This window comes from Malonomonas rubra, from assembly GCF_003247215.1.
GTDB lineage: Bacteria > Desulfobacterota > Desulfuromonadia > Desulfuromonadales > Geopsychrobacteraceae > Malonomonas > Malonomonas rubra_A.
The window spans coordinates 1-25,097 of the sequence record NZ_QKAP01000134.1 but is presented as its reverse complement, the minus strand read 5'-3'; the positions used below and the strand labels follow the sequence as shown (position 1 = coordinate 25,097).

At 48.9% G+C, this 25,097-nt stretch carries 23 protein-coding genes; 17 read left to right on the top strand and 6 right to left on the bottom strand.

All coding sequences use genetic code 11. The annotated features are described in order from the left end of the window. The first annotated feature begins 30 nt into the window (after positions 1-30). A complete protein-coding gene (locus Q7J88_RS13930; protein WP_303722842.1) occupies positions 31-2,013 on the top strand; it encodes a (Fe-S)-binding protein in 1,983 nt (660 codons plus the stop codon). Between the two features lie 105 nt (positions 2,014-2,118). Here Q7J88_RS13930 and Q7J88_RS13925 read toward each other — a convergent pair whose 3' ends face one another. From Q7J88_RS13925 to Q7J88_RS13905, 5 genes are all read right to left on the bottom strand, one after another. Continuing rightward, positions 2,119-2,904 carry an alpha/beta fold hydrolase gene (locus Q7J88_RS13925; protein ID WP_303722841.1) on the bottom strand — a complete coding sequence of 262 codons (786 nt, stop codon included), beginning with the start codon at positions 2,902-2,904 and terminating at the stop codon, positions 2,119-2,121. A 147-nt stretch (positions 2,905-3,051) separates the two neighbouring features. Next, positions 3,052-3,786, bottom strand: coding sequence for an amino acid ABC transporter ATP-binding protein (locus tag Q7J88_RS13920; RefSeq protein ID WP_303722840.1), 735 nt, complete (start codon positions 3,784-3,786; stop codon positions 3,052-3,054). Next, positions 3,779-4,678 carry an amino acid ABC transporter permease gene (locus Q7J88_RS13915; protein WP_369682047.1) on the bottom strand — a complete coding sequence of 300 codons (900 nt, stop codon included), beginning with the start codon at positions 4,676-4,678 and terminating at the stop codon, positions 3,779-3,781. The genes Q7J88_RS13920 and Q7J88_RS13915 overlap by 8 nt, the downstream gene beginning before the upstream one ends. 141 nt (positions 4,679-4,819) lie before the next feature. Beyond that, positions 4,820-5,629 carry a transporter substrate-binding domain-containing protein gene (locus Q7J88_RS13910; protein ID WP_303722838.1) on the bottom strand — a complete coding sequence of 270 codons (810 nt, stop codon included), beginning with the start codon at positions 5,627-5,629 and terminating at the stop codon, positions 4,820-4,822. 52 nt (positions 5,630-5,681) lie between these two features. After that, positions 5,682-5,837, bottom strand: coding sequence for a hypothetical protein (locus Q7J88_RS13905; RefSeq protein ID WP_303722837.1), 156 nt, complete (start codon positions 5,835-5,837; stop codon positions 5,682-5,684). A gap of 438 nt (positions 5,838-6,275) precedes the next feature. Between Q7J88_RS13905 and Q7J88_RS13900 the strand changes: the two genes are divergently transcribed. From Q7J88_RS13900 to Q7J88_RS13840, 13 genes are all read left to right on the top strand, one after another. Continuing rightward, the gene (locus Q7J88_RS13900; protein WP_303722836.1) at positions 6,276-6,596 is read left to right on the top strand and encodes a hypothetical protein; all 321 of its coding nucleotides are present in this window, start codon (positions 6,276-6,278) and stop codon (positions 6,594-6,596) included. A gap of 129 nt (positions 6,597-6,725) precedes the next feature. Further along, on the top strand, positions 6,726-8,525 hold the full coding sequence (gene lepA, locus Q7J88_RS13895) for a translation elongation factor 4 (protein ID WP_303722835.1): 1,800 nt from the start codon (positions 6,726-6,728) through the stop codon (positions 8,523-8,525). Positions 8,526-8,529: 4 nt separating this feature from the next. Continuing rightward, complete coding sequence (lepB, locus tag Q7J88_RS13890; RefSeq protein WP_303722834.1) at positions 8,530-9,201, top strand: signal peptidase I; 672 nt, start codon at positions 8,530-8,532, stop codon at positions 9,199-9,201. Positions 9,202-9,415: 214 nt separating this feature from the next. After that, the gene (pyrR, locus tag Q7J88_RS13885) at positions 9,416-9,952 is read left to right on the top strand and encodes a bifunctional pyr operon transcriptional regulator/uracil phosphoribosyltransferase PyrR (protein ID WP_303722833.1); all 537 of its coding nucleotides are present in this window, start codon (positions 9,416-9,418) and stop codon (positions 9,950-9,952) included. A 15-nt stretch (positions 9,953-9,967) separates the two neighbouring features. Beyond that, positions 9,968-10,900 carry an aspartate carbamoyltransferase catalytic subunit gene (locus tag Q7J88_RS13880; protein ID WP_303722832.1) on the top strand — a complete coding sequence of 311 codons (933 nt, stop codon included), beginning with the start codon at positions 9,968-9,970 and terminating at the stop codon, positions 10,898-10,900. Between the two features lie 23 nt (positions 10,901-10,923). After that, positions 10,924-12,198: a dihydroorotase gene (locus Q7J88_RS13875; RefSeq protein ID WP_303722831.1), complete on the top strand. Its 1,275-nt coding sequence runs from the start codon at positions 10,924-10,926 to the stop codon at positions 12,196-12,198. A gap of 61 nt (positions 12,199-12,259) precedes the next feature. Then, positions 12,260-13,384, top strand: coding sequence for a glutamine-hydrolyzing carbamoyl-phosphate synthase small subunit (gene carA / locus Q7J88_RS13870; RefSeq protein WP_303722830.1), 1,125 nt, complete (start codon positions 12,260-12,262; stop codon positions 13,382-13,384). 28 nt (positions 13,385-13,412) lie between these two features. Continuing rightward, on the top strand, positions 13,413-16,670 hold the full coding sequence (gene carB / locus Q7J88_RS13865; protein WP_303722829.1) for a carbamoyl-phosphate synthase large subunit: 3,258 nt from the start codon (positions 13,413-13,415) through the stop codon (positions 16,668-16,670). Positions 16,671-16,745: 75 nt separating this feature from the next. After that, the gene (greA, locus tag Q7J88_RS13860; protein ID WP_303722828.1) at positions 16,746-17,222 is read left to right on the top strand and encodes a transcription elongation factor GreA; all 477 of its coding nucleotides are present in this window, start codon (positions 16,746-16,748) and stop codon (positions 17,220-17,222) included. Between the two features lie 141 nt (positions 17,223-17,363). Further along, positions 17,364-17,564, top strand: a complete 201-nt coding sequence (locus Q7J88_RS13855) for a DUF1858 domain-containing protein (protein WP_303722827.1) — start codon at positions 17,364-17,366, stop codon at positions 17,562-17,564. A gap of 9 nt (positions 17,565-17,573) precedes the next feature. After that, on the top strand, positions 17,574-19,730 hold the full coding sequence (gene recG / locus Q7J88_RS13850; RefSeq protein ID WP_303722826.1) for an ATP-dependent DNA helicase RecG: 2,157 nt from the start codon (positions 17,574-17,576) through the stop codon (positions 19,728-19,730). Positions 19,731-19,774: 44 nt separating this feature from the next. Beyond that, positions 19,775-20,737, top strand: a complete 963-nt coding sequence (locus Q7J88_RS13845) for an NADPH:quinone reductase (RefSeq protein WP_303722825.1) — start codon at positions 19,775-19,777, stop codon at positions 20,735-20,737. Positions 20,738-20,956: 219 nt separating this feature from the next. Continuing rightward, entirely contained in the window at positions 20,957-22,333 is a 1,377-nt protein-coding gene (locus Q7J88_RS13840) for a sodium:solute symporter (RefSeq protein WP_303722824.1), read from the top strand. Between the two features lie 453 nt (positions 22,334-22,786). Here the strand turns inward: Q7J88_RS13840 and Q7J88_RS13835 are convergent, their stop codons facing one another. Beyond that, the gene (locus Q7J88_RS13835; RefSeq protein ID WP_303722823.1) at positions 22,787-22,975 is read right to left on the bottom strand and encodes a hypothetical protein; all 189 of its coding nucleotides are present in this window, start codon (positions 22,973-22,975) and stop codon (positions 22,787-22,789) included. A gap of 200 nt (positions 22,976-23,175) precedes the next feature. On the opposite strand from Q7J88_RS13835, the gene Q7J88_RS13830 reads away from it, so the two are divergent. Genes Q7J88_RS13830 through Q7J88_RS13820 form a run of 3 tightly spaced genes read left to right on the top strand, consistent with a single transcriptional unit; the run spans position 23,176 to position 24,858 of the window. Beyond that, positions 23,176-24,093, top strand: coding sequence for a hypothetical protein (locus Q7J88_RS13830; RefSeq protein WP_303722822.1), 918 nt, complete (start codon positions 23,176-23,178; stop codon positions 24,091-24,093). After that, positions 24,068-24,454 (top strand): pyridoxamine 5'-phosphate oxidase family protein, encoded by a 387-nt coding sequence (locus Q7J88_RS13825; protein ID WP_303722821.1) that lies wholly within the window; start codon positions 24,068-24,070, stop codon positions 24,452-24,454. Before Q7J88_RS13830 ends, Q7J88_RS13825 begins: the two co-directional genes overlap by 26 nt. After that, positions 24,451-24,858, top strand: a complete 408-nt coding sequence (locus tag Q7J88_RS13820; RefSeq protein ID WP_303722820.1) for a DUF1499 domain-containing protein — start codon at positions 24,451-24,453, stop codon at positions 24,856-24,858. The genes Q7J88_RS13825 and Q7J88_RS13820 overlap by 4 nt, the downstream gene beginning before the upstream one ends. Positions 24,859-25,097: the final 239 nt, after the last annotated feature.

Sequence of the window (25,097 nt, the reverse complement as noted above, 5' to 3'; positions counted from 1 at the left end):
AAACTACTAATTTGAGTTACGAGGACGGTTATGTCGATCAATCAGACGATTTATATTCCGCTGTTTGCTGTGTCAGTGATCTTTTTTTGCTACAGCTGCTACCAACGTCTGCAGTTAATTTCTCTTGGCGCTGACGAGAACCGGAGCGATCGTCCGATTGAGCGCCTGGCCGGAATGTTCAGCTATGCCTTTGGCCAAAAACGGGTAGTCAAGCGCCCCTTCGGCATTAATCACTTCGTCCTGTTCTGGGCGTTCATGTTCCTGCTGTTGGCAAATGGAGAGTTTTTGATCGAGGGCCTGTTCCCCTCGGTCAGCCTGGCATTACTTCCTGATCCACTGCATCACGTGCTGGCCTTTATCTTTGATATGGTGTCGCTGCTGGCGCTGGTTGCTGTGGTCGTGGCCCTGTCCCGGCGCCTGCTGTTTCCGCCTTCCTATCTTAGCAATGAATATACCTCGGCGCGTAGCGGCGAAGGACTACTGATCTTGGCGATGATCGCCTTTTTGATGATCGCCTTTTTCCTGCTGCACGGTGCCCTGATCGGCCTCGGTGATTCAGCAGCTTACCGGCCGATTTCAGCGATCTTTGCCAGTTTGCTGGCGGGGCAGTCGACTGCCGCTCTGCAGAGTAGCGCAACCATCGCTTGGTGGGTTCATGCCGTCGTGCTGCTGGTTTTTATAAACCTGCTGCCGCGAAGCAAACATATGCATATCTTGACCGCCATTCCGAACACCTACCTGCGCTCACTGGACAAACCGAACATCATACCGCGGGAGAGTTTTGCAAAAGGGAAGCGGTTCGGCGTTGGCGTGGTCGAACAGTTCAGCTGGAAAGATCTGCTCGACAGCTTGACCTGCACCGAGTGCGGCCGTTGCCAGGACCTTTGTCCTGCCTATAACACCGATAAACCGCTCAACCCAAGGCGGATAGTGCATGATATCAAGGCAAACCTGTTGCAAAATGGCCCAGCTTTGAAAAATGGAGAGGGTAAAACCTTGCCGATGATCGATTTGGCCCAGAATGAAGGTACCTGTTCCGAAGAGGCGTTGTGGGCATGTACCACCTGCGGTGCCTGTGTCAACGTCTGTCCGGTGCTGATTGAACAGATGCCGAAAATCGTCAAGATGCGTCGCCACTTGGTGCAAGAAAAATCAGAGTTCCCAGAAGAGCTGCTTAACCTGTTCGAGAATATGGAGCAGCGCAGCAACCCCTGGGGAATCGCCCCATCCGATCGTGGCAAATGGAGCACTCAACTCGGTGAGCGGCCTTTCGAGGCGGATAAGACGGAATACCTTTTCTTTGTCGGCTGCGCCGGCGCCTTCGATACTCGGGCGAAGCAGGTGTCGGTTGCGGTGGCCACCATCATGGACCTAGCTGGTGTCTCCTGGGGGATGCTCGGCAAGGAAGAACTCTGCTGCGGCGATAGCCTGCGGCGGCTCGGTAACGAGTATGTGTTCGATAAGATGGCCAAGCAGAATGTCGAAATGTTTATCGAAAAAGGAGTCCGCAAGGTCGTTACTGCCTGCCCGCATTGCTTCAGCACACTGAAGAATGATTATCGGCAGTACGGTCTCGAACTGCAAGTGATCCATCATAGCGAACTGATCGAAACGCTGATCACCGGAAACAAGCTGAAACTGCCGAAAACCACAGACATGGGGAAATTGCTGTTCCACGATTCCTGTTATCTGGGCCGTCATAATGAAATCTATGATACCCCGCGTAACCTGATAAAAGCTGCAACCGGAAGCAAACCGGCCGAGTTTGAACGGAATCGCGAAAATGGTTTCTGCTGTGGTGCCGGCGGTGGCCGGATGTGGATGGAAGAGCTAAACGGGTCACGTATTAATCAAAACCGGGTTGCAGAAGCACTGAAGCAGAAGCCTGATACTTTATGTGTTAGCTGCCCTTACTGTATGACGATGATGGAAGACGGACTCAAGGAGCTGAATGCGCCGGGAGTTCAGGTCAAAGATGTGGCAGAAGTGGTCGCAGAAGCCTTGAGACTGTAATTGGAAAAATGATTTACAATGTATTATTGTTGAAAAATCTGTAAAACCATACACTTAAAACAATAGAGGAAAGGTCGTGAACTGCCTGATTCCTACATCGTTCCGTTAGATATTGCTTAAGAACTGTTTAAGTGCAGAGACCACTTCTTGCGTTTTTTCTTTGTGTGGCAGGTGCCCGCAGTTCTTAAGCAACAACATAGTTCCCTGCCCGCCGGAATTTTGTGAGATAAATTCCGGGAAAGCGATAGAGCCGTATTCGTCATTTTCGCCATGGATTGCCAGCACTGGGCAATACACGCATTCAAGGGGGGGCTGCAAACTCCAATCTGCAAACTCTGATGACAACCATGTGTCAGTCCATGCATGTAATACCCATCTGGCTTTATTGCCATGCCATTTTTCCAACCGCTCTATCTGTCCAGGCTGAATAAACATTTGTTTCGCAGCTTTTACTCCCTGTATCGTCAAATCTTCGATAAAAGGTTGAGATGACACGGTAATTACCGCCTTGCAGTCAGTGTCACGAGAAGCGATATTAACTGCCATGCCACCTCCAACACTGTGCCCCAAAAGAACATAGTGCTGAATGGATAGGTGTTTTTTTATGGCAGGAAAATATTTGACTGCCTCTTCTTCTAAAAATTTCCGCGCAGGTAATTTTTCCTGTGCATCCGAATTACCAAACCCTAAGCGGTCATATGCCACAACCGAGCGAGAGAGGTTTTCAGCCAGCACTGACGGAAAACCTCTCCATAGATCAACACAACCCAGCGAATCATGGAGAAGAACGAGTGGCGATTTTGATGAAGTGATCTCAGGCGTCCACCTTTTTACCCAGATCTTCCCACCTGGAACTTCAACGTAAAATTCTTCAGTTTTTATGTTTTTCATAATTTCCCATGCGCTTTTTTTCGTACCAATTCGCTACGGTTCATTGCCTTAAACAGCTTTTTTGAGTGCTTAGTTGCTGTCATAAAAGCAAGAAGGGGACAGAAATCAATTCTGCCCCCGGCACAAGGTTGTATTTCGATATCGATATTACAGAACCTGCTTCAAAAAGGTTTTGGCCCGCTCTTCCTTTGGCTCGGTAAAGAAATGTTCCGGGGTGCCTTCTTCGACCAGTTTGCCCTGATCCATGAAAATAACCCGGTCGGCAACCTCGCGGGCAAAGCCCATCTCATGAGTTACGACAACCATCGTCATGCCTTCGCGCGCCAGCTGTTTCATGACATCGAGAACCTCGCCGACCATCTCCGGGTCGAGTGCGCTGGTCGGTTCATCAAACAACATAATTTTCGGATCCATCGCCAACGCCCGTGCAATCGCCACCCGCTGCTGTTGACCACCGGAGAGGCGGGAAGGGTACTCCGCCTCTTTTTCAGCAATCCCGACCTTTTGCAGTAGTTGACGAGCTTTCTGCTGTGCCTCGTCTCTGTCGCGCTTACGGACAATTTTCTGTGCCAGGGTAATGTTGTCGAGTACGGTTTTATGTGGAAACAGGTTGAACTGCTGGAAGACCATGCCAACTTCACGACGGACCTTGTTGATATCGGTCTTTTTGTCGGCAAGATCGACCCCATCGATGACGATATGCCCCTCATCGAATTGTTCAAGTCCGTTCAAACAACGCAGAAAAGTCGACTTGCCCGAGCCTGATGGGCCGATGATAACCACCACTTCACCGGCAGCGACTTCGGCGCTGACGCCGTCTACCGCGCGGACGATTTGCCCACGACCGGTAAATATCTTGGTAACATTGCTCGTTTTAATCACTGGCCGCAAGCCTCCGCTCCAAATAGAAAACCAACTGAGAGAGAATCGAAGTCACTATCAGATACATCGCCGCGATGGTCAACCAGATCTCAAAGGTGGCAAAGGTGCTGGTGATAATTTCCCGGCCTGATTTGGTCAGGTCGGTAATTGCGATCACCGAAACCAGCGAGGAATCTTTGATCAGACTGATGAACTGTCCCGACAACGGCGGCAAAATCCGTTTAAAGGACTGCGGCAAGATGATGTAAACCATTGCCTGGAACAGATTCATTCCCAGCGAGCGAGCGGCTTCCATCTGCCCTTTCGGAATCGATTGAATTCCGGCCCGGACGATTTCGGCAACGTAGGCACCAGCAAAAATTGCCAGTGCGCCTATCCCTGCAGCATTCCGGCTGAGGTCGAAAACCGTGCCGATAAAGAAATAGGCGATAAAAATCTGCACCAGCAGGGGAGTTCCACGGATAAATTCGACATAGAGCGCAGCTAGCCCCCTGAGTGTGTAATTACGGGAAATCCTGGCCAAGCCGGTCAGCAGACCGATAATCAACGCCAAGACACTGGCCCCGGCCGATAACCATAGCGTTGTCCATAGCCCGGTGGTCAGAGGACCGAGTCGCCATTCTTTGACAAAGCCGATGGTATCGCCTTCAAAGAGGTCTTCACTTTCGCTAACCCGGACAGTATTGGTTGCAACCTTAACAGTGACTTTTTCTCCGGACTCGGAAACCAGGGAAACTGTGCTTGTACTCCCCACAGAGATGATTTTCTCAACCCATCCATCAAAGGGGATCTTCCGAGATTCTTCCGATTTATACAAAAAATAATCGGGAACCCGGTTCCAGCGCCAGGTGTAATCGATGCGGTTAACAGCTCCCCAAGTGCCCGCAGCCATCACAATCAGGATTGCTGCCAACAACAATTTCCAAGGCCATATGCTTTGTGAACCTGTCACTCTTCTGTTCCTTCCAAATAAAAGGCAATGTCCACCCAAGGCAGGGACGGACATTGCCTTTGTATTTTAAGTGGAAAGGGATTACTGCAGATCTTTCATCCAAGCGTCATCCTGGAACCACTTGTTGTAAATCTTGTCGTAGGTACCGTCGTTCTTGGCCTGTACCAGAAAGTTGTTCAGCCAGTTGATGAAATCATAATCCCCTTTGCGAACAGCCCATGCCACCGGTTCAAAAGTAAATGGCTCGTCAAGGTGGGTGATTTTACTACTGCCTCGCTGGGCAAGAGCGGTAACATTGTATGGTTTGTCATAGACGAAAGCATCAATTTTACCGTTAACCAACTCAAGGACGCCTTCCTGTTCTGTTTCGTAGGAAATATATTTGGCCTTCGGAATCATTCGCTTCGCAGCTTGTTCGCCGGTAGTTCCAAGTTTCGATGCGACGGTGTAGTTGGAATCATTCAGATCCTTATAGGAGTCAACCTTGCCCGCGAGATCCTTCTTCAGCAGAATGGTCTGCCCAATAACAATGTAGGGAGAAGCAAAGTTGATTTTCATGTTGCGCTCTTGGGTCAGGGTCATGCCGGACATGATGACATCAAACTTCTTGGTGATCAAAGCCGGGATGATACCGTCCCAAGCGGTGCTGACAAGTTCAAGTTCTACACCCATCGCTTTTGCCATCCGCTTCGCCATATCCACATCGAAACCGACGATCTCACCTTTTTTATTGGTTAATTCGAAGGGCATGTACCCTGGCTCCATGCCGACACGCAGAATCCCTTTTTCCCCTCGGTCCATAATGTCTTCCAGGGTGCCAGCAGTAGCGATACTTGGCATAACGATACAGAGGGCCAGTAAACCTGTGATCATAAACTTAAACTGTTTCATAAACAATCCTCCTCAATGCATCTGATAATTGGGCCAAATCACTGGCCGGAGATTAATATGATTTCCCTTCGTCAAGCAATTCGTTGATCATCATTTCAGAATTGCATTTAGGGCAACGGGGAATCTCTTCTTTGGGCAGGTAAATGATTTCGGTATAGCGGCATTTGGGACAGATGATTTCGACTGCTTCTTGTCGGCCTCGTTCCATTCGAATTGGCTCCTGAATGAACATTTGAATGTCTCAAAAAGAGTTTTGAAACCACGAAATTTTGCTTATACCATAGCGTCTTTGTCCGAAACAAGAGTCTAACAACTTTAGCGAATTCTTCATGTCATGCGCAGGGAAAATAATTTTCCGAACTGATTTTTAGCTTCTTAAAGAATTACTTTGATTGTTTTTTAAAACTGCATCCAACGAAATTACTCATCTGTGCTTTGGCACATTGTGCAGAGTTCAATTTCTTCCATATAATTTAAAAAGAGGCAGATTGGACTCCTGATCTGAACAGGTGCAACAATGAGGATTCTCGATTTCGCAATCGACGTTGAGTCAGCAGAGCAAGAGCTATACTATCGCTTGGCAGAATGTAGTACCGACAAATCAATGAAAGCTATTTTTCAGATGATTGCAACAAAGGAGATGTTGTTGTTAAAAAAACTGCGGGAACTAAAGAAGGACCCCGTGCATTACCGGCAGGAAGTTGCCAGGACGCCAAACTCGAATCTGATGAGCAGCAATCGAAATGCCAGTTGCGACTTGCTTGACCAATATGAACTTCGGGATGATCTGAGCAGTTACAACTATATCCTCAGAACCGAACAGTTGGTTTTCAATCTTTACGCAAAGCTGAAAGAGTCGGTTTCTGACCAGGATTCTCAGTCTTTACTCGATCTGTTATTGTCAGAGAAAAGCCAGGAAATTGATCGTATTTCAACGCTCTACGAAGTTGCTCGGGTGGTCCATTAGCCGTCGACTGTGCTTCTCTCCGGCTTCTGTCGTTCAGTTCTTTCTCCTTTACAAAAACCCTCCTACAAGTCTAGTATTGGCGGTTCTCTAAATCACCAAAATCAACAATCACGGAACTATTTTAACTGCATGAATCAAAAGAATATCCGTAACTTCTCGATCATCGCTCACATTGACCACGGCAAGTCGACCTTAGCTGACCGCCTGCTCGAAGCAACCGGTGCCCTCTCTGACCGGGAAAAATCCGACCAGTATCTGGACAAGATGGAATTGGAAAAGGAGCGGGGCATAACCATTAAAGCCCAGGCCGTCCGCCTTAACTACAAAGCGAAAGACGGGCAGAATTACATCCTGAACCTGATCGATACTCCGGGGCATGTCGATTTTTCTTATGAAGTCAGCCGCTCGTTATCTGCCTGTGAAGGCGCGATGCTGGTGGTTGATGCTGCGCAAGGTGTCGAAGCTCAGACGCTGGCTAATGTGTATATGGCAATCGATCAGGACTTGGAAATATTTCCCGTCCTAAACAAAATTGATCTGCCCAGTGCCGAACCGCAACGAGTCAAAGAAGAGGTTGAAGAAATTATCGGTATCGATGCCAGCGATGCGATAGAAGCCAGTGCAAAAGAGGGACGCGGTATCGATGAAATCCTCGAAGCGGTCGTAAACCGGGTTCCGCCTCCAAGCGGCGACACCGATGCCCCGCTCAAAGCGCTGATTTTTGATTCATGGTACGACTCCTACCAGGGCGTCATCATCCTGGCCAGGATTGTTGAAGGAACCATAAAAAAAGGTGAAAAAATCAAGTTGATGGCAACCGGCGCGTCTTATGAAGTGCAAAAGGTCGGAGCATTCAATCCTCACCCGGTTGAACTGCCCCAACTGGCAGCCGGCGAGGTCGGTTTTATTATTGCTGGCATCAAAGTGGTCGAAGACGCCAAAGTTGGTGATACGATCACCCATCAGTACGCAGCAGCAGATAAGCCACTGCCCGGCTTTCAGGAAGTCAAGCCGATGGTCTTTTCGGGGCTCTACCCGATCGATTCCGGCGAATATGATGCCTTGCGCGACGCTCTGGAAAAATTGCGCCTGAATGATGCGGCCTTCTCTTTCGAACCGGAAAACTCGCTCGCACTCGGCTTTGGTTTCCGTTGTGGCTTTCTTGGTCTGCTGCATATGGAAATCATCCAGGAGCGGCTGGAGCGAGAGTTCAATGTCGATCTGATTACGACCGCGCCTACAGTTGTTTACAAGGTGACTACCACCAAGGGAGCGCTGTTACACATAGAAAGCGCCAACATGTTGCCCGATGTGCAGTACATCGAGAAAATCGAGGAACCGTTCGTGCTTGCGTCGATCCACGTACCAAATGAGTTCGTCGGGGCGGTACTGAATCTCTGTATAGAAAAACGTGGTGTGCAGCGCGAGTTGAAATACCTGACCGCTAACCGGGTCATGGTCGTCTACGAGTTGCCTCTCAATGAAATCGTTCTCGATTTTTTTGATCGCCTCAAATCGATCACCCGCGGCTACGCTTCACTCGATTACGAACACCTCGATTTCCGACCCAGCAAACTGGTTCGCCTGAACGTATTGATTAATGGCGATGTGGTCGATGCATTGTCCTTGATTGTCCATATGGACAAAGCCCAGTTTCGCGGTCGGGAACTGGTCGCCAAGATGAAAGAGTTCATCCCGCGGCAACAGTACGAAGTTGCTATCCAGGCCGCGATCGGGAATAAGGTCATTGCTCGTTCTACGGTAAAAGCATTGCGCAAGGATGTTACTGCCAAATGTTATGGCGGAGACATCACCCGAAAAAGAAAACTACTGGAAAAACAAAAAGCCGGCAAGAAACGGATGAAACAGGTCGGCAGTGTCGAACTGCCGCAAGATGCGTTCCTAGCAATCCTCAAAGTAAAAGAGTAAATCAATGCTAATTTTCAAGAAAAAGAAAAATTTTGTAGAAGAAGTCAAAAAACCATGGTACCGCGAGTGGTCGGAAGCTCTGATCGTTGCTGTTATTCTGGCACTGATTATTCGGACCTTTCTCTTTCAGGCTTTCAAAATCCCTTCCGGTTCGATGCTCGACACTTTGCTGATCGGCGATCACTTACTGGTCAACAAGTTCATTTACGGTACCCATATTCCTTTTACGGATGATACCTATTTAAAGTTGCGCGATCCAGAAAGAGGCGATGTGATCGTGTTCGAATTCCCAAAAGATGAAGGGAAGTCCTATTTTCAACGCCGTGATTTTATAAAGCGGGTAATCGGCACCCCTGGGGACACGGTTGAAGTAAAAGCCAAGCAGGTCTATGTCAATGGCAAGCCATACAGCATTCCGCAGGAGGCACATAAAGACAACCAGGTGATACCGAATGTTGCTGGGCCGAGGGACTTTGCCGGGCCGTTCAAAATCCCCGCTGACAGTTATTTTGTAATGGGAGATAACCGCGATTACTCTTTTGATAGCCGTTTTTGGGGCTTTGTCCATAAATCGAAAATTAAGGGTTTAGCCTTTATCAAGTACTGGTCCTGGGACTCAAAAGCTGACCTTTTAGAAAAGGTTCGCTGGGGACGGATTGGGCGGCCAATCAATTAATTTTTTTTAAAAAATAAGCGGTTGACTTTTTCCTGATACGATTGCTAAATTCACGAAAATTTTAAACGCAGCAGCAACCTTTAATCTGATCCGAGAGGTCAGCAAGGGGGCAATAAGTGGCAACGATATACCCGAAATTTATCTTAAAGTACCTGTGCGCAAATTCCGTGCAGGTACTTTTTTTTGTGCGTAAAACACAGAAAGAGGGAGGATCATGGCTGCTGAAAAAATAGAGATTCTGGATCAGGAGGGGGTCAGCCGGGCAATCACGCGTATCGCTCATGAGATCCTTGAGAAAAACAAAGGCGTAGAAAATCTGGTCATCGTCGGCATTCGTACTGGTGGGGCCTATCTGGCAACCCAGTTGCAGAAGAAGATTTCCGAAATTGAAGGAAAGGTAGTTCCGATCGGCAGTATCGACATCACCATGTATCGCGACGATTTTGGCTCCCGAAGTGACCTTTCAGTCGGCCAGACGGACATTCGCTTTTCTCTCAGTGATCGAAAGGTGATTCTGGTTGATGATGTGCTTTTTACCGGCCGCACGATCCGAGCCGCGATGGATGCGTTAACCGATCTCGGCCGCCCGAAGAATATTCAGCTGGCGATTCTGGTAGATCGTGGCCATCGTGAACTCCCGATTCGCCCCGACTATATCGGCAGAAATCTGCCGACCGCCCGCAACGAACGGATCGATGTCGATTTTGATGAACAACATGCCCCGCAAGCGGTGCATCTGATCAGAGTCTAAGTTTGGAGGAGCTCAATGACATTCAACCACAAGCATATTATCGGCATTAAGGATCTGACTGCAGAAGAGTTGACCTTTATCCTCGACACCTCGATCAGCTTTAAAGAGATCAATCGGCGCGATATCAAAAAGGTGCCGACTCTGCGCGGAAAGACCATTATCAATCTGTTTTTCGAAGCCAGCACCCGAACCCGCACCTCTTTTGAGATCGCCGGCAAGCGGCTTTCGGCTGACACCATCAATATCAGCGCATCAGGTTCCTCTGTGGTCAAAGGCGAAACCCTGGAAGACACTGCGAAGAATATTCAAGCAATGAACCCGGATGCCATTGTCATGCGCCATCACGCGTCCGGTGCCAGTGATTATCTGGCAAAAAGACTCGATTGTGCGGTCATCAACGCCGGTGATGGCATGCATGAACACCCCAGTCAAGCGTTGCTCGATGCTTTTACCATCCGAGAGCACAAAGGGAAAATCGAAGGATTAACCGTTGCTATCATCGGTGATATCACACACAGTCGGGTGGTGCGTTCCAACATCTACTGTCTTACTAAACTGGGCGCCAAGGTTCGCGTTGCTGGGCCCGGCACCATGCTGCCGCCGGGGATCGATAAACTGGGGTGTGAGGCTTACACCAATATCGATGATGCAATCAAAGGCTCTGACGTAGTGATGATGCTGCGGATTCAACGCGAACGGCAGGGGGCACCACTAATCCCCTCCGTTCGTGAATACAGCCGCTTTTTCGGTCTGACCCACCAGCGGCTGAAGCTGGCCAAAGAAAACGTCATTGTTATGCACCCGGGTCCAATCAACCGTGGCGTGGAACTGCCTACTTCGATCGCCGATGGTCCTCAGAATGTGATCCTTGATCAGGTTGAAAACGGGGTAGCGGTGCGCATGGCTCTGTTGTACTTGGCCTGCGGTGGCGAAAAATTGCAAGACTGATTTTACGGATAGAGGTGACTACGATGAAAGTATTGGTAAAGTCAGGACGAGTTGTTGACCCTGCGAATAATCTTGACGAAAAACTCGACATCCTCATTATCGACGGAAAAATAGTCGAACTGGCCCCGAATATAGATGCCGGTGACGCTGAAGTGATCAACGCCGCCGGCAACATTGTTACGCCGGGACTGATCGATATGCATGTGCATCTGCGCGAGCCAGGACAGGAATATAAAGAAGATATAATTTCCGGGACCAAGGCGGCCGCCGCTGGTGGGGTAACTTCAGTCTGCTGCATGCCGAACACCAAGCCTGTGATCGACAATCTGCCGATTGCCCAATTCATCATGAATAAGGCTAAGTTCGAAGGGAGCGCCAACGTTTTCCCGGTTGCCGCGATCTCACAGGGGCAAAAGGGAGAAATCCTTTCGGAAATGGGCGAACTGCTTGAAGGTGGCTGCGTCGGCTTCTCCGATGACGGCCTCCCGGTGAAAAACGGTGAGATGATGCGACGTGCGCTTGAATACGCCAGCACCTTCGGCGCTCCAGTGATGGTGCATGCAGAGGAGATGTCGCTTGTAGCCGACGGTTCCATGAATGAAGGTTACGTCGCGACCGAGCTAGGTTTGAAAGGGATTCCGAATGTTGCAGAAGATTGTATGACAGCACGCGATATTATGATCGCTGAACTGACTGGCGGACACTTGCACATCTGCCACGTGTCTACCAAGGGCAGTCTTGATCTGATTCGCCAAGCCAAGGCGCGCGGGGTGAACGTGACATGTGAGGTCACACCACATCATTTCAGCCTTACCGAGGAGGCGGTTCGAGGATATAACACCAACGCCAAAATGAATCCACCGCTACGCAGTCAGGAAGATCTTGAAGCGGTTCATGCCGCACTTGCAGATGGTACGGTCGATGCTATTGCGACAGATCACGCTCCACATCACATCGATGACAAAAATGTTGAATTCGAGTTGGCTGCCAATGGAATTGTCGGTCTTGAAACGCTGCTTCCGTTGACGTTGAAGCTCGTTGCCGACAAGGTTATCAGCCTGTCGAAGGCGATTTCTCTGCTGACCTATCGTCCAAGTGAAATTCTAAGGATTGATCGTGGCACATTGTCGGTTGGGGCAATTGCCGACATCACCATCATCAATCCGAACAAGGAATGGGAAGTCACCGAGGAAAGTCTGCATTCCAAGAGCAAAAACTCGTACTTTATCGGCTATACGCTTAAAGGTTGTGCCTTGAAGACGCTACTTGCCGGTGAAGTGGTTTTTAGCAGAGAATAGCTAAATACAAATAGGTTAAAGGTAGAAACTTAAAGTAAATTCGCACCAACAAGAGGTATAAATGAAAGCAATTCTGGCCCTTGCTGATGGCAAGGTTTTCGAAGGAAAAGCCTTCGGGGTGACCGGCGAAGTTTCCGGTGAGGTGGTCTTCAATACCAGCATGACCGGGTATCAGGAGATCCTGACTGATCCTTCCTACTGCGGCGAGATCGTCACCATGACTTATCCGCAGATCGGCAATTACGGCATCAACCGGGAGGATGTTGAGTCCTGCAAACCGTTTCTTTCCGGTTTCATCGTTAAGGAGTGTTGCCCGTTCCCGAGCAACTTCCGCGCAGAAATGAGTCTTGACGAGTATCTGAGAGAAAAGAACATCGTTGGCATCGAAGGAATCGACACCCGTGCACTGGTGCGCCATATCCGCAACAAGGGGGCACAGGTTGGCGTCCTTTCCTCGGTCGATACTGACCCACAGAGTCTGATCGAGAAGGCCCGAAACTCTCCGAGCCTTGTGGGAAGGGATTTGGTCAAGAAGGTCACCTGCGATTCGGCCTATGTGTATTCCGAAGGGGTATGGACGCTCGGCGAAGGGTATGCGGACCGCAGCGGTGAGCCGTCGCCGTACAAGGTTGTTGCCTACGACTTTGGTATCAAGCGCAATATCCTGCGCAACCTGGTCTCCGCCGGTTGTGATGTCACCGTTGTTCCGGCAGCAACCTCTGCTGAAGAGGTGCTCGCCATGAACCCTGACGGCGTTTTCTTAAGCAACGGCCCTGGTGACCCGGAACCGATTCGATACGCGCAGGAGAACATTGGTAAACTTCTCGGCAAAGTTCCTCTTTTCGGGATCTGCTTGGGACACCAACTGCTCTCCATCGCTTTGGGCGGCAAGACCTATAAGCTTAAATTCGGTCATCGTGGTGGCAATCAGCCAGTTCTCGACTATCAACGGCAAAGGGTCGAAATCACTTCGCAGAATCATGGTTTTGCCGTCGACAGTAATTCGCTCAGTGATAAAGTCAAGGTGACCCATATCAACCTAAACGACAATACGGTCGAGGGGATTCAACATACAGAATACCCGGCATTTTCAGTTCAATACCACCCGGAAGCGTCTCCGGGGCCACATGATGCCCAGTACCTGTTTGCTCGTTTCATCGAATTGATGGCGAAGCACAAAAGCTAGTTTTTGATTATTTATATAAGGAACACCAATGCCCAAACGTACAGACATCAAGAAAATTTTGATTATCGGTGCCGGCCCAATCATCATTGGGCAGGCCTGCGAATTCGACTACTCGGGAACTCAGGCTTGCAAGGCGTTGAAAGAGGAGGGCTACGAAGTCGTCCTGCTCAACTCGAACCCTGCGACCATCATGACCGACCCGGACTTTGCCGATCGTACCTATGTCGAGCCGGTCACTCCGGTGGCGCTTACCCGGATCATCGAGAAAGAAAAACCTGATGCCTTGCTACCAACGCTCGGTGGCCAGACTGCGCTTAACACCGCCGTGGCAGTGGCTGAAGCGGGAATTCTCGATAAACACGGTGTCGAACTGATTGGCGCTAAACTCGACCCAATCAAGAAAGCCGAAGACCGCACCCTGTTCAAGCGGGCGATGGAGAAGATCGGCGTTGAGGTGCCTCGTTCCGGCCTAGCACACAGCTACAAGGAAGCGATGCAAATCATCGATCATGTCGGCTTTCCGGCGATTATCCGTCCCTCTTTTACCCTCGGCGGCACCGGTGGCGGCATCGCCTACAACCTCGAAGAGTATGAGCGGATGGCGATGGCTGGCATCGAAGCTTCGCCGACCAACGAAATCCTAGTTGAAGAATCGGTAATCGGTTGGAAAGAGTACGAACTAGAGGTCATGCGCGATACCGCCGACAACGTGGTTATCATCTGCTCGATCGAAAACTTCGATGCCATGGGCGTGCATACCGGTGATTCAATCACCGTTGCTCCAGCTCAGACCTTGACCGACAAGGAATACCAGATTCTGCGCGACGCCTCGTTGAAGATTATCCGCGAAATAGGCGTCGATACTGGCGGTTCCAATATCCAGTTTGGAGTCAACCCACAAGATGGCCGTCTGGTGGTCATCGAAATGAATCCGCGTGTTTCACGCTCTTCTGCGCTGGCTTCTAAAGCGACCGGGTTTCCGATCGCCAAAATCGCCGCTAAGCTCTCTGTCGGGTATCGTCTTGATGAGATCTCCAACGACATTACACGTGAAACGTTGGCTTCCTTTGAGCCGACCATCGACTACGTGGTCACCAAGGTTCCGCGCTTCACTTTCGAAAAATTCCCGCAGGCGGAAGCGCACCTGACCACCCAGATGAAATCGGTCGGCGAGGCGATGTCGATCGGGCGAACCTTTAAAGAAAGCTTGCAAAAAGCACTCCGCTCTTTAGAGATCGGTTCACACGGTTTCGAGAGCAAGTTGTTTGAAAAACCAGGCGATTATCGTCGCACCCTGTCGCAGACCGAGCTTGACGACCTGCGCACCAATCTGCGTGTACCGAACTGCGATCGTATGTGGTATCTGGGCGATGCGATCCGTGCGGGTTTCAGCATTGAAGAAATTTATAAGCTGACCGGAATTGATCCTTGGTTCCTGCGAAACATCGAGCAAATTATCGAGATGGAATCACTGCTGGTTACCCAGAAAAAACTGATAGCCTCCAGTGACCAACAATTTGTCGACCTATTGCGCAGCGCCAAGCAGTTCGGCTTCGCTGACAAACGCCTCGCTTTTTTGTGGGAAATCACCGAAAAGGATATCCGGGAACTGCGACACAAGCACAACATCCGTCCGGTTTACAAGCGAGTTGACACTTGCGGTGCTGAATTCGAGGCATTCACCCCATATCTTTACTCGACCTACGAGACCGAGTGTGAGGCCTATCCGACCGACAAACGCAAAATCATGATCCTTGGCGGTGGCCCCAATCGGATAGGGCAGGGGATCGAATTCGATTACTGTTGTGTACATGGCGTTTTCGCACTCTCTGATGCCGGGTTCGAAACCATCATGGTCAACTGCAATCCGGAAACCGTCTCGACCGACTATGACACCTCGGATCGGCTTTATTTCGAACCTTTAACGCTTGAGGATGTACTGGAGATCGTCGAAACCGAAAAACCGGAAGGGGTGATCGTTCAATACGGCGGGCAAACCCCACTCAAACTCGCAGTTGATTTGGAAAAAGCCGGTGTCCCTATTATCGGCACCTCGCCAGACGCGATCGACCGGGCCGAAGATCGTGAACGTTTCCAGGCCCTGTTGCATAAGCTGAACCTTAAGCAGCCGGAAAATGGGATTGCGCGCTCTTTCGAAGAAGCGGAAAAAATTGCCGGACGTATTGGTTACCCAGTTGTCGTTCGTCCTTCCTATGTTCTGGGAGGTCGAGCGATGGAGATTGTCTACGATGTTGAACGATTACGCGATTACATGAAGTTTGCCGTTCAGGCGTCTCCGGAACATCCGATTCTGGTTGACAAATTTCTGCAGGACGCCATTGAGGTCGATGTCGATGCGCTTGCCGACGGCACCGATGTGGTCATCGGTGGAATCATGCAACATATCGAAGAAGCAGGGATACACTCCGGCGATTCGGCGTGTGCTTTGCCACCATATTCTTTGTCGGATGATATTATCGCGGAAATCCGCCGACAAACCATCGAGCTAGCGCTGGAGCTTAAAGTTGTCGGGTTGATGAATATCCAGTTTGCTGTCAAAGGCGACACTATCTATCTGCTCGAGGTCAACCCGCGCGCAAGTCGCACGGTCCCGTTTGTTTCCAAGGCAACCGGTCGTCAGTTGGCGCAGATTGCTGCAAAAGTGATGGCAGGGGAACCTTTGGCTGTTCAGGGCGTTTCAGGCGACATTATTCCGAAACATATTTCGGTTAAAGAAGCGGTCTTTCCGTTCGTCAAATTCCCCGGTGTCGATACCCTGCTTGGGCCGGAAATGAAGTCGACCGGTGAAGTCATGGGGATTGATTATGATTTCGGCAAGGCATTCGCTAAAGCTCAGATTGGTGCCGGCGTTAAACTGCCGACCAGTGGCAAAATCTTTGTCAGTATTAAAGATTCCGACAAAGAACACATCATTGAACCGGTACAAAAACTCTACAACGCCGGCTTTAGTATAATGGCAACCGCTGGCACGGCAAAATATCTGAATGAACATGGAATTGTCGCTGAGCCGGTCAACAAGGTCAAAGAGGGGCGGCCGCACTGTGTTGATGCGATCAAAAGCCGCGAAATCTGCATGGTTTTCAATACCACTCTTGGCGCTCAGTCTGTCGCCGACTCTTTCTCGATTCGACGTTCGGCGCTTATGCAGGAGATCGCTTACTACACTACAGTGGCCGGCATTAAGGCTGTGACCGATGGAATTCAGGCGATGTTGCGAGAAAATCTTGACGTCAGTCCGTTGCAAGAGTATTATTCAGCTTCGTAAGCAACATTTAACAATATTAACTACCTAAGTGGGCGGGTTTTCCCGCCCGCTGTTTTTTTTTGCAGGAGCACAGAAATGAGCGATTCTATTCCAATGACTCGAGAGGGGTATCAGCGACTTCAGGAGGAGTTGAAAACGCTGATTCGGGTCGAACGTCCCAAGGTTGTACAGGACATTGCCGAAGCGCGCAGCCATGGCGACCTTTCGGAAAATGCCGAATACGATGCAGCCAAAGATCGCCAGGGCTTCATTGAAGGACGGATTCAGGAATTGAATGACAAAATTGCCCGTGCTCAAGTGATCAACCCGGCGGATATTGACAGTGAAAAAATCGTTTTCGGCGCAAAAGTCACACTGTTCGATATCGATACCGAAAAAGAGGTGACTTACCAGATTGTCGGTGAAGATGAGGCAGACATCAAAGTTGGTAAGATTTCGATTACCTCACCGGTAGGCAAATCCCTGATTGGACATATGATTGATGAAGAGGTTCGTATCGTTGTTCCTTCCGGGGTACGTGTTTACGAAGTTACCAATATCGAATATAAGTGATTAACACTCAAAAGCAGATAAAATGATGGGGCACAGTTTAACGACAGTGCCCCGTTTTTCTTGCTTTTTTTCAATTCATCTGTGAGAATTCGGAAATTCCCTCAAGAATATAATCTCAATCTGGGCAGACGGAGCAAAACAATGAGCCAGAAAATCACCAAAGATATGACTTTTCATCAAGTTCTACAGATGGCCCCAGAGGTTGCCAAGGTTTTGGGAACCTTCAACCTCGGTTGCGTCGGTTGCATGGGAGCCATGAACGAAACCTTGGAGCAGGGAGCCAGAGCACACGGTCTTGATGTTGATGAAATTCTCAAAGCACTGAACACCATCTTTGACTGAGCAGGGCTGATGCCCATAAACAATTCAACGATCAACCAGCAAAGTCTATTAACCCAACCTATCGGCAGCATCCACGGGGTCGGACCGAAGATGCTGCCGAAGCTCAAAAAACTCGGTCTCCAAACGATCGAGGATGCCCTGTACCATCTCCCGTTACGTTACGAAGATCGCCGTAGGCTCACGCCGATTTCCCGTTTGCGGCCAGGTTCTCAAGAAGTTTTTTTCGGACGGGTATTAGCCGCCGGAGAGTCGACAACCACGCGATTAAGGCGAAAGATTTATGAAGTGGTTGTTGCTGACGATAGCGGACAGATCTCTTTAAAGTGGTTTCGCTATCGCAAGCCTTGGCTACAAAAACTATTGCCGCTTGGGAAACAGGCGGTATTGATCGGTGAGGTCAAGCAGTTCGGCTCAGTTCGGGAAGTACATCACCCTGATATTGAAATTTTGCCAGACAATGTTAGTGATCCGCTTCAGGTTCTTCTGAAGGATCCACTCAATTTCGGGCGCATTCTCCCTGTCTATCCACTGACTGAGGGCTTAAGCCAAAAACAGGCACGTAAAATCTGGTTCCCATTGGTCACACAATATGCGGACAATGTTGCCAGCCCACTCCCTGAGGAAATCCTCCACCGCCAGAACTTGATGCCAATATCGAAGGCGCTAAGGCAAGTTCATTGGCCAGGTAATCAATCCAGTTTGCACACGTTAGAGCAGGGTAGGGACCAAGCAAGAAACTCTTTAGTATTTGACGAATTTTTTTTTCTTGAACTCGGGTTGGCCCTAAAAAGGGCAGGAGTTCAATTGGAAAAGGGGTTCAGCTTCAAACTGGAACATCGCTACACGCTACCGCTTAGTAAAATACTGCCCTTTAAACTTACCGATGCCCAACGCAGGGTGTTGGGTGAAATCAAACAAGACATGTGCTCACCTCAGCCGATGCATCGCCTTCTTCAGGGGGATGTTGGTAGCGGCAAAACCATTGTTGCGTTGATGGCTGCGCTCATTGCTATCGAAAACCATACCCAGGTTGCAGTTGTCGCCCCGACGGAAATCCTTGCCGAACAACATTTTCGTACCTTTGATCGGTGGCTGCAAAAGCTCGGTCTTAAAGCCGTCTTGCTACAGGGTAGCATGTCAGCTCCGGTCAAGCGTGAAACGTTGCAACAGATCGCCGCCGGTGAAGTTGATCTGATCGTCGGCACTCACGCCGTATTGCAGGAAGGCGTGGAATTTAATCTACTTGGGCTTGGTGTTGTAGATGAGCAACACCGGTTTGGGGTAAAGCAACGTAGTCTTCTTAAGCATAAAGGGGCTAATCCAGACATGCTGGTAATGACCGCTACTCCGATTCCGAGAACCCTGTCGATGACCCTTTACGGCGATCTGTCGGTTTCGGTCATCGACCAACTGCCACCCGGTCGCAAACCAATTACAACAAAAAAACATATTGGCGCCCAACGCGGAAAAGCATACCAAATAATTAAAGAAGAAATAGAGCAGGGGAGACAAGCCTATATCGTTTATCCGCTTATTGAGGAGTCGGAAAAAAGCGACCTGAAGGCGGCAATTGATGCTGCCGAACAACTAAAAAAAGAGATTTTCCCGCAATTCTCGATAGGTGTTTTGCATGGTCGAATGAAAACTGAGGAAAAAGATGCAGTCATGAATTCTTTCCGGGAAGGAGATTTACAGGTACTGGTATCAACAACGGTCATCGAAGTTGGAGTCGATGTTCCGAATGCCACGGTGATGATGATTGAACACGCCGACCGTTTCGGTCTTTCACAACTCCATCAACTACGTGGTCGTGTTGGTCGGGGAGCCGACAAAAGTTATTGCCTGTTGATCCCTTCCGATAACTACAGCGAAGACGCGGGACGTCGTTTGCAGGTCATGGTTGACACAGAAGACGGTTTCCGCATTGCTGAGGCCGATCTAGAAATTCGTGGGCCAGGGGATTTTCTCGGAACCCGGCAGGCAGGGCTACCTGATTTCCGGGTTGCAAATTTACTTCGCGATGCACGTATTCTAGAACAAGCTCGCCAAGAAGCATTCAACTATGTTGCGCAATCAAAACAACTTACTACGCCAGAATCTCAGTCTGTTCGCAAAGAATTGCTCCACCGATGGGGAGGCCGACTGGAACTTGCAAACATCGGCTGATAAAATAATGTAATCCAAGAATATTCAAAACATTGGAGGAACTCATGAGAGCAATCCAGGTCGAGCAATTCGGGGATCCAGAGGTAATGCGAATAAATGAAATTAGTTTGCCGCCTGTTTCTGAAAATCAAGTCCTCATCGAGGTTAAAGCGATCGGCGTTAATCCTGTTGATACTTATATTCGTGCTGGTCTTTATCCAAGCTTGCCCAATAGACCTTACACGCCCGGCAAAGATGCTGCGGGGATCATTACTGCTGTCGGTCCCGAAGTAAAAGATAGGAAGATCGGAGATCGGGTTTATTGCTGCGGTAGTCTAACCGGCTGCTACGCTGAACAGGTCATTTGTGAAGAATCGACTGTTTTCCCTATGCCTGACAACATCGATTTTTCTTTGGCAGCAGCGGTAGGGATCCCTTATTCGACTGCATATTTTGCATTATATTATCGCGCACACTGTATGCCTGGAGAGACACTACTAGTTCATGGTGCAAGCGGCTCGGTCGGCTTGGCAGCCTTACAACTTGCCAAATCAAACGGAATAAAAGCCATAGGCACGGCTGGCACAACCGAAGGACTCAAATTGATTACACAGCAAGGAGCAATTGCAGCCTTAAACCATAATGAAGAGAGTTATCTTGATAAGGTTGATGAGTTGACCCACGGACAGGGAGTTGACGTTATTCTGGAAATGCTCGCAAACGTTAATCTGCAAAAGGACCTCGAATTATTAGCTAAATATGGCCGAGTTGCCGTGATCGGCAACCGAGGAACGATAGAAATTGACCCGCGCATTATAATGGGCCGGAACGCTTCAATATTCGGAATGTCATTGTTCAATGCCACGGATAATCAAATGCGCAGCATTCATGCTGCCATCTACGCAGGGCTCGAAAACGGGTCTTTAAAGCCAATAATCAGCACAAATTTGCCATTGGAAAAAGCTTCAGAGGCACATAGGAAGGTTTTGCAGCCTGGAGCAAAAGGGAAAGTCATATTGACTACTTGAATCCTTCGTTACGAATAAATAACAGCAGAGGGTCTAACGCATAATGAAGCAAAAGTTCCTGCATTGCAAATCACTTAAGCTCCTTGGATTGAGCCAGTTTTTAGTTTTAATATCCAAACAACTCTCCCCATTTGTTTAGTGATTTTCTTTCATAGGATATTGTGCCAAGCAGAGGGGGAAAGCATTAGTTTGTGCCTCTGATAATTACATGGAGATTAAGTGTCCTCTGATTTGCCTTTTTTATTTGCCTTTTCTGTTACCCTGCTGGGCATCATTTTTTTTGCTTGGGGAGGAAAGGTGAGGGCCCAAAATAGTGACGATTTCTCCCTGGGGGGGCGCAAAGCTGGAAGTTGGAATGTTTCCGGGGCCATTACCGGAACGCTGGTCGGTGGTGCATCGACCATAGGTACGGTTCAGCTGGCCTTTCTGTATGGACTCTCAGCCTGGTGGTTTACTCTTGGTGCCGGGATTGCTTGCTTGTTTCTCGGGCTCTTTTTAGCTGTTCCATTGCGCCAAAGCAACGTAGAAACCATTCCTCAGTTTATTTCCCATTATTATGGTGAACGCGCTCGTGTGGCTGCAAGCCTTTTTACCGCTGTGGGCATGTTTATCCAGATAATTGCCCAGCTGTTAGCATGTGGAGCAATCCTCGCGGTTTTGTTTGACCTTCCACTGTTGTGGAGTGCCCTGATTTCTACTTTGCTGGTCATCATGTTTACTCTGGGTGGAGGGATGAAGTCGGCCGGGCTTACGGGTCTGCTCAAGATGACGCTAATCTACCTTACTATGCTTTCGTCTGGTTGGTTGGCTCTACAACAGGCTGGGGGTTGGCAGGAGCTACGAGAAAACTTTGACACCTTTCCATGGTTTAGTCTGTTCGGTTACGGGGTCAAAGAAGGGGTTTCAGATCTGCTTTCTATGCTTGTGGGTGTAATTTCAACTCAAACCTATTTGCAAGCGATATTCTCAGCCAGCAGCGAAAATAACGCTCGGCGTGGAGCTTTCTACTGCGCGATTTTAATTCCACCTCTTGGTTTGCTAGGGGTGTTAGTCGGGCTTTATATGCGGCAGACATTTCCAGGTCTGGATAGCGCATTAGCATTGCCCACATTTATTTCACTGAAATTTTCAACGGTCTTTTCTGGTATCGCCTTTGCTGCTCTGTTGATTGCTGCGGTAGGAACTGCCTCGGGATTGGCTTTAGGTGTAGCGACAACCTTGAAAGTGGATATTTTGAAAAGTTGTTTCCCGGAAGATATGAAAAGACTTCTTTATTTTCGTGGATTAACTGCCTTAGTAGTGTTGCTGGCTTTTTCCCTTTTGCTATTCAATCTAGGCTCTGCAATCATGGATTGGAGTTTTCTTTCTATGGGGCTGCGTGGTTCAACCATATGCTTCCCACTCCTTTTTACAGTATTTTTTCCGCGATTCAATCTACGCAAATCTGGTGCCTTAGCAATTATTGTTGCCCCAATTTGTGTGATCGGTGCGGGGATCACCTCGTTCGACCTGCTATCACCACTTTACTTAGGTCTAGGGTGTTCCTTAGCCCTTTTGTTGGCTGGAGTACTTGCACGAATTAAAGCTTTTAACTAACGATTCATGCTCAAGCAGCTAATTTACAGATCAAAACAGTCTTAGTACCAGCAATGGAGAATAAAGTAATTGACAAGTTACGGTTGCCGCAACCCAGATGAAAATAAGCTGGGATTTAGAAGACAACTCAATATAGGTGATTGCAACAACCGTGGAGGACAATTTTAATCTCAAACGTTTTCATGAATTCTCCAAAGAACTGTCCGTGGTACTGCCGTTTAGCTGGTTAAAAAACAGAACTGAGCATTTTTCTATTCACTAACCATGAAGGATGCAGATGCACGCATTTAGTTTTTATAAATGAATGGTCATTGGGGGATCAGGCAACCACTCCTCATTTTATTTGAAACATTTAGAAACAATATGGAAGTTTACATAATATCTATTATGCGACGTTAAATATTTTGGCGGGGTCTGCCCATGACCTCGCTATTTCATTATCTACGAGATAGCCTACACGTAACCCCTGTCGATGGTGACAAACTCGAAGTCACTGTCACGCTTCCTTCTGATCACTTTCTCCACTTCCTGAGAATCCTCGAATCCCTCACAGGCTTCGCTCAGATTCTCAACCGTCACGCTCGGCACCAACGAATCAAAGCCGACGAAGAACTCCAGCGACAGAAACAGGATGCTGAACACCAGTTAGCCAGGTACAACAAACGCCTGGTCAAACTGTTCGATCATTACACCGCTCAAGGTCTCGACCGTAATACTGCTATCAAGCAGATTGGTGCCGATCTCCGCGCGGAGCGTCACCCGTGGAGTTCGCCTGACCTTGTGCGCGTCGGTTTGGCCTCTGCTGGACGATCCGGGACTCCCGGACGGCCACGGAGGCAACCGTGAGCGCTCCGCTTGTTTCTAGTCCCATATCTCAAACTTTTTTAGAACTCTATCCGAAGTCAATCCGGATAAAGCGTCCTTTCGTTGGAGAACCACCGACACCACCAGAGCGAGTTGACACCACAATCCAAGGCTTCAATAAGAAGTCTCGTTCAAGGCTTCGTTTCACTGCCGCCAACTCAGACGATAAAATTCTCACCCAGTTCTGTATGACCTATGCCGATGTCTGGCCGGTCAACGGTCGATCCCTCAAGGCCGATCTAAACCGCTTCATTACTTCTGTGAAGAAATCGTTTCCAAGCCTCGAATACCTCTGGATTGCCGAGTTTCAAACCCGTGGCTGTCCTCATTTTCACTTCTTTTCGAACATCGAACACAAGCCAGAGAACCACGAACTATTAACCCGCAAATGGCACAAGATCGCCGGTTATGGGCAAGCGAAACATATCCGAGTTCACGGCCACGAAAGCAACTTCATCCCATGGAGCATGAACAATGGCAGCTACCTCTGCAAATATCTCGACAAGGAACATCAAAAGTCCATTCCTGACGGTTTTTTCAACTTTGGCCGCTGGTGGGGAAATTCAAGAAAACTGGTTCCCGATCCGACAACCGAAGATCTACAGGCACTCGAGGAAAAGTATGAAATCGAGCCAGAAGTAGACGAACATGGCGAAATTATTGCCGAACGAGACCCCGCAAAAATCCTGATTCGGACTCTAGGAAAACACCACGAACATATGAATAAACGGTCGTTTTTTCGAAGAACAAACCGCACAACAACACATCATTTACATCAGAGTGAACCAAATATCAATGCGCCGATCTGCAACAAACAGGACAGTTTGCCAAATGCAATTTTCATCAACCTAAGGATTAAATGGAGCGGCCATGAATCTGCAAGCCTATTTTTCTGAACATTCTGGTATCGGCGTCCTCTCAACTGCTGATGGCAAGGGAATGGTAGATGCCGCTATTTTTTCTCGTCCCCACGTTATGGAGGACGGCACTTTGGCGATGGTTATGCGCGACCGTTTGACTCACAAAAACCTTCAGGAAAACCCCCATGCTGTCTACCTGTTCATCGAGGCAACTGCAGGCTACCAGGGAGTAAGGCTGTTTTTAAAAAAAATCGGCGAAGATAATAATCAGGAGCTGATCGAACAAATGACCCGACGCACACTGACACCTGAAGAAGACAAAGCTAAAGGCCCTAAGTTCATGGTCTATTTTTCAGTGGAGCAAATTCTAAAGCTGATAAGAGGAGAAGAAAAATGAAAATTCTCCTTCTGCTTGCAGTGCTTAGTTGCTTTGCACTAATTCCAAGCGGTTGTAGAGGAGCTAAAAAGGTTGAACATCTTGGTCTGGTTGAAGGGCAACTGCGCCCCTGCCCTGACTCACCGAACTGTGTCAGTAGCGAGTCGTCCGATGCTGGCCAGAAGATCGATCCTTTTCTTCTACAGGTTTCCCCGGAAAAGGCCTGGGCGACTATAAAGAAAACTGTTCCGACACTGACGCGCACTCAAATTGTTTTAGAAACCGACACATATCTTCGCGCAGAGTGCCGCAGCGCCGTTTTCGGGTTTGTCGATGATCTTGCACCAAGTATTGCGCGCTGCAGGGGTGGTACGTTAAAGCAGCGCAAGCCTAGTCCTAAAGCCTTAGAAAAGGCAAAACCATAGATCCGCTAGCAAAATCATATCACCGCGCTGTGATCGGTTAATGCGTATAGATTTTTCAATCTAGAATCCCCGACTCTAGGCTGGGGCTTAATTTGTCACGATGAGATGGTCTCCCCCCGTTTCCCTTATCGGCGTCTATGCGCCATGATGGTTGTTATCAGCTTCCATCAAAAAACGAGAGGAGACCAACATGAAGATTACCACCATCGGTTTGGACTTGGCAAAAAACGTCTTTCACA

Excerpts from the sequence above, each read along its gene's own strand:
- greA (WP_303722828.1), top strand. The coding sequence starts at position 16,746 with ATGAGCGATTCTATTCCAATGACTCGAGAGGGGTATCAGCGACTTCAG.
- Q7J88_RS13925 (WP_303722841.1), bottom strand. The coding sequence starts at position 2,904 with ATGAAAAACATAAAAACTGAAGAATTTTACGTTGAAGTTCCAGGTGGG.
- Q7J88_RS13820 (WP_303722820.1), top strand. The coding sequence starts at position 24,451 with ATGAAAATTCTCCTTCTGCTTGCAGTGCTTAGTTGCTTTGCACTAATT.
- lepB (WP_303722834.1), top strand. The coding sequence starts at position 8,530 with ATGCTAATTTTCAAGAAAAAGAAAAATTTTGTAGAAGAAGTCAAAAAA.
- carB (WP_303722829.1), top strand. The coding sequence starts at position 13,413 with ATGCCCAAACGTACAGACATCAAGAAAATTTTGATTATCGGTGCCGGC.
- carA (WP_303722830.1), top strand. The coding sequence starts at position 12,260 with ATGAAAGCAATTCTGGCCCTTGCTGATGGCAAGGTTTTCGAAGGAAAA.
- Q7J88_RS13910 (WP_303722838.1), bottom strand. The coding sequence starts at position 5,629 with ATGAAACAGTTTAAGTTTATGATCACAGGTTTACTGGCCCTCTGTATC.
- Q7J88_RS13855 (WP_303722827.1), top strand. The coding sequence starts at position 17,364 with ATGAGCCAGAAAATCACCAAAGATATGACTTTTCATCAAGTTCTACAG.
- lepA (WP_303722835.1), top strand. The coding sequence starts at position 6,726 with ATGAATCAAAAGAATATCCGTAACTTCTCGATCATCGCTCACATTGAC.
- pyrR (WP_303722833.1), top strand. The coding sequence starts at position 9,416 with ATGGCTGCTGAAAAAATAGAGATTCTGGATCAGGAGGGGGTCAGCCGG.
- Q7J88_RS13905 (WP_303722837.1), bottom strand. The coding sequence starts at position 5,837 with ATGGAACGAGGCCGACAAGAAGCAGTCGAAATCATCTGTCCCAAATGC.
- Q7J88_RS13915 (WP_369682047.1), bottom strand. The coding sequence starts at position 4,678 with ATGGCTGCGGGCACTTGGGGAGCTGTTAACCGCATCGATTACACCTGG.
- Q7J88_RS13875 (WP_303722831.1), top strand. The coding sequence starts at position 10,924 with ATGAAAGTATTGGTAAAGTCAGGACGAGTTGTTGACCCTGCGAATAAT.
- recG (WP_303722826.1), top strand. The coding sequence starts at position 17,574 with ATGCCCATAAACAATTCAACGATCAACCAGCAAAGTCTATTAACCCAA.
- Q7J88_RS13845 (WP_303722825.1), top strand. The coding sequence starts at position 19,775 with ATGAGAGCAATCCAGGTCGAGCAATTCGGGGATCCAGAGGTAATGCGA.
- Q7J88_RS13880 (WP_303722832.1), top strand. The coding sequence starts at position 9,968 with ATGACATTCAACCACAAGCATATTATCGGCATTAAGGATCTGACTGCA.
- Q7J88_RS13825 (WP_303722821.1), top strand. The coding sequence starts at position 24,068 with ATGAATCTGCAAGCCTATTTTTCTGAACATTCTGGTATCGGCGTCCTC.
- Q7J88_RS13930 (WP_303722842.1), top strand. The coding sequence starts at position 31 with ATGTCGATCAATCAGACGATTTATATTCCGCTGTTTGCTGTGTCAGTG.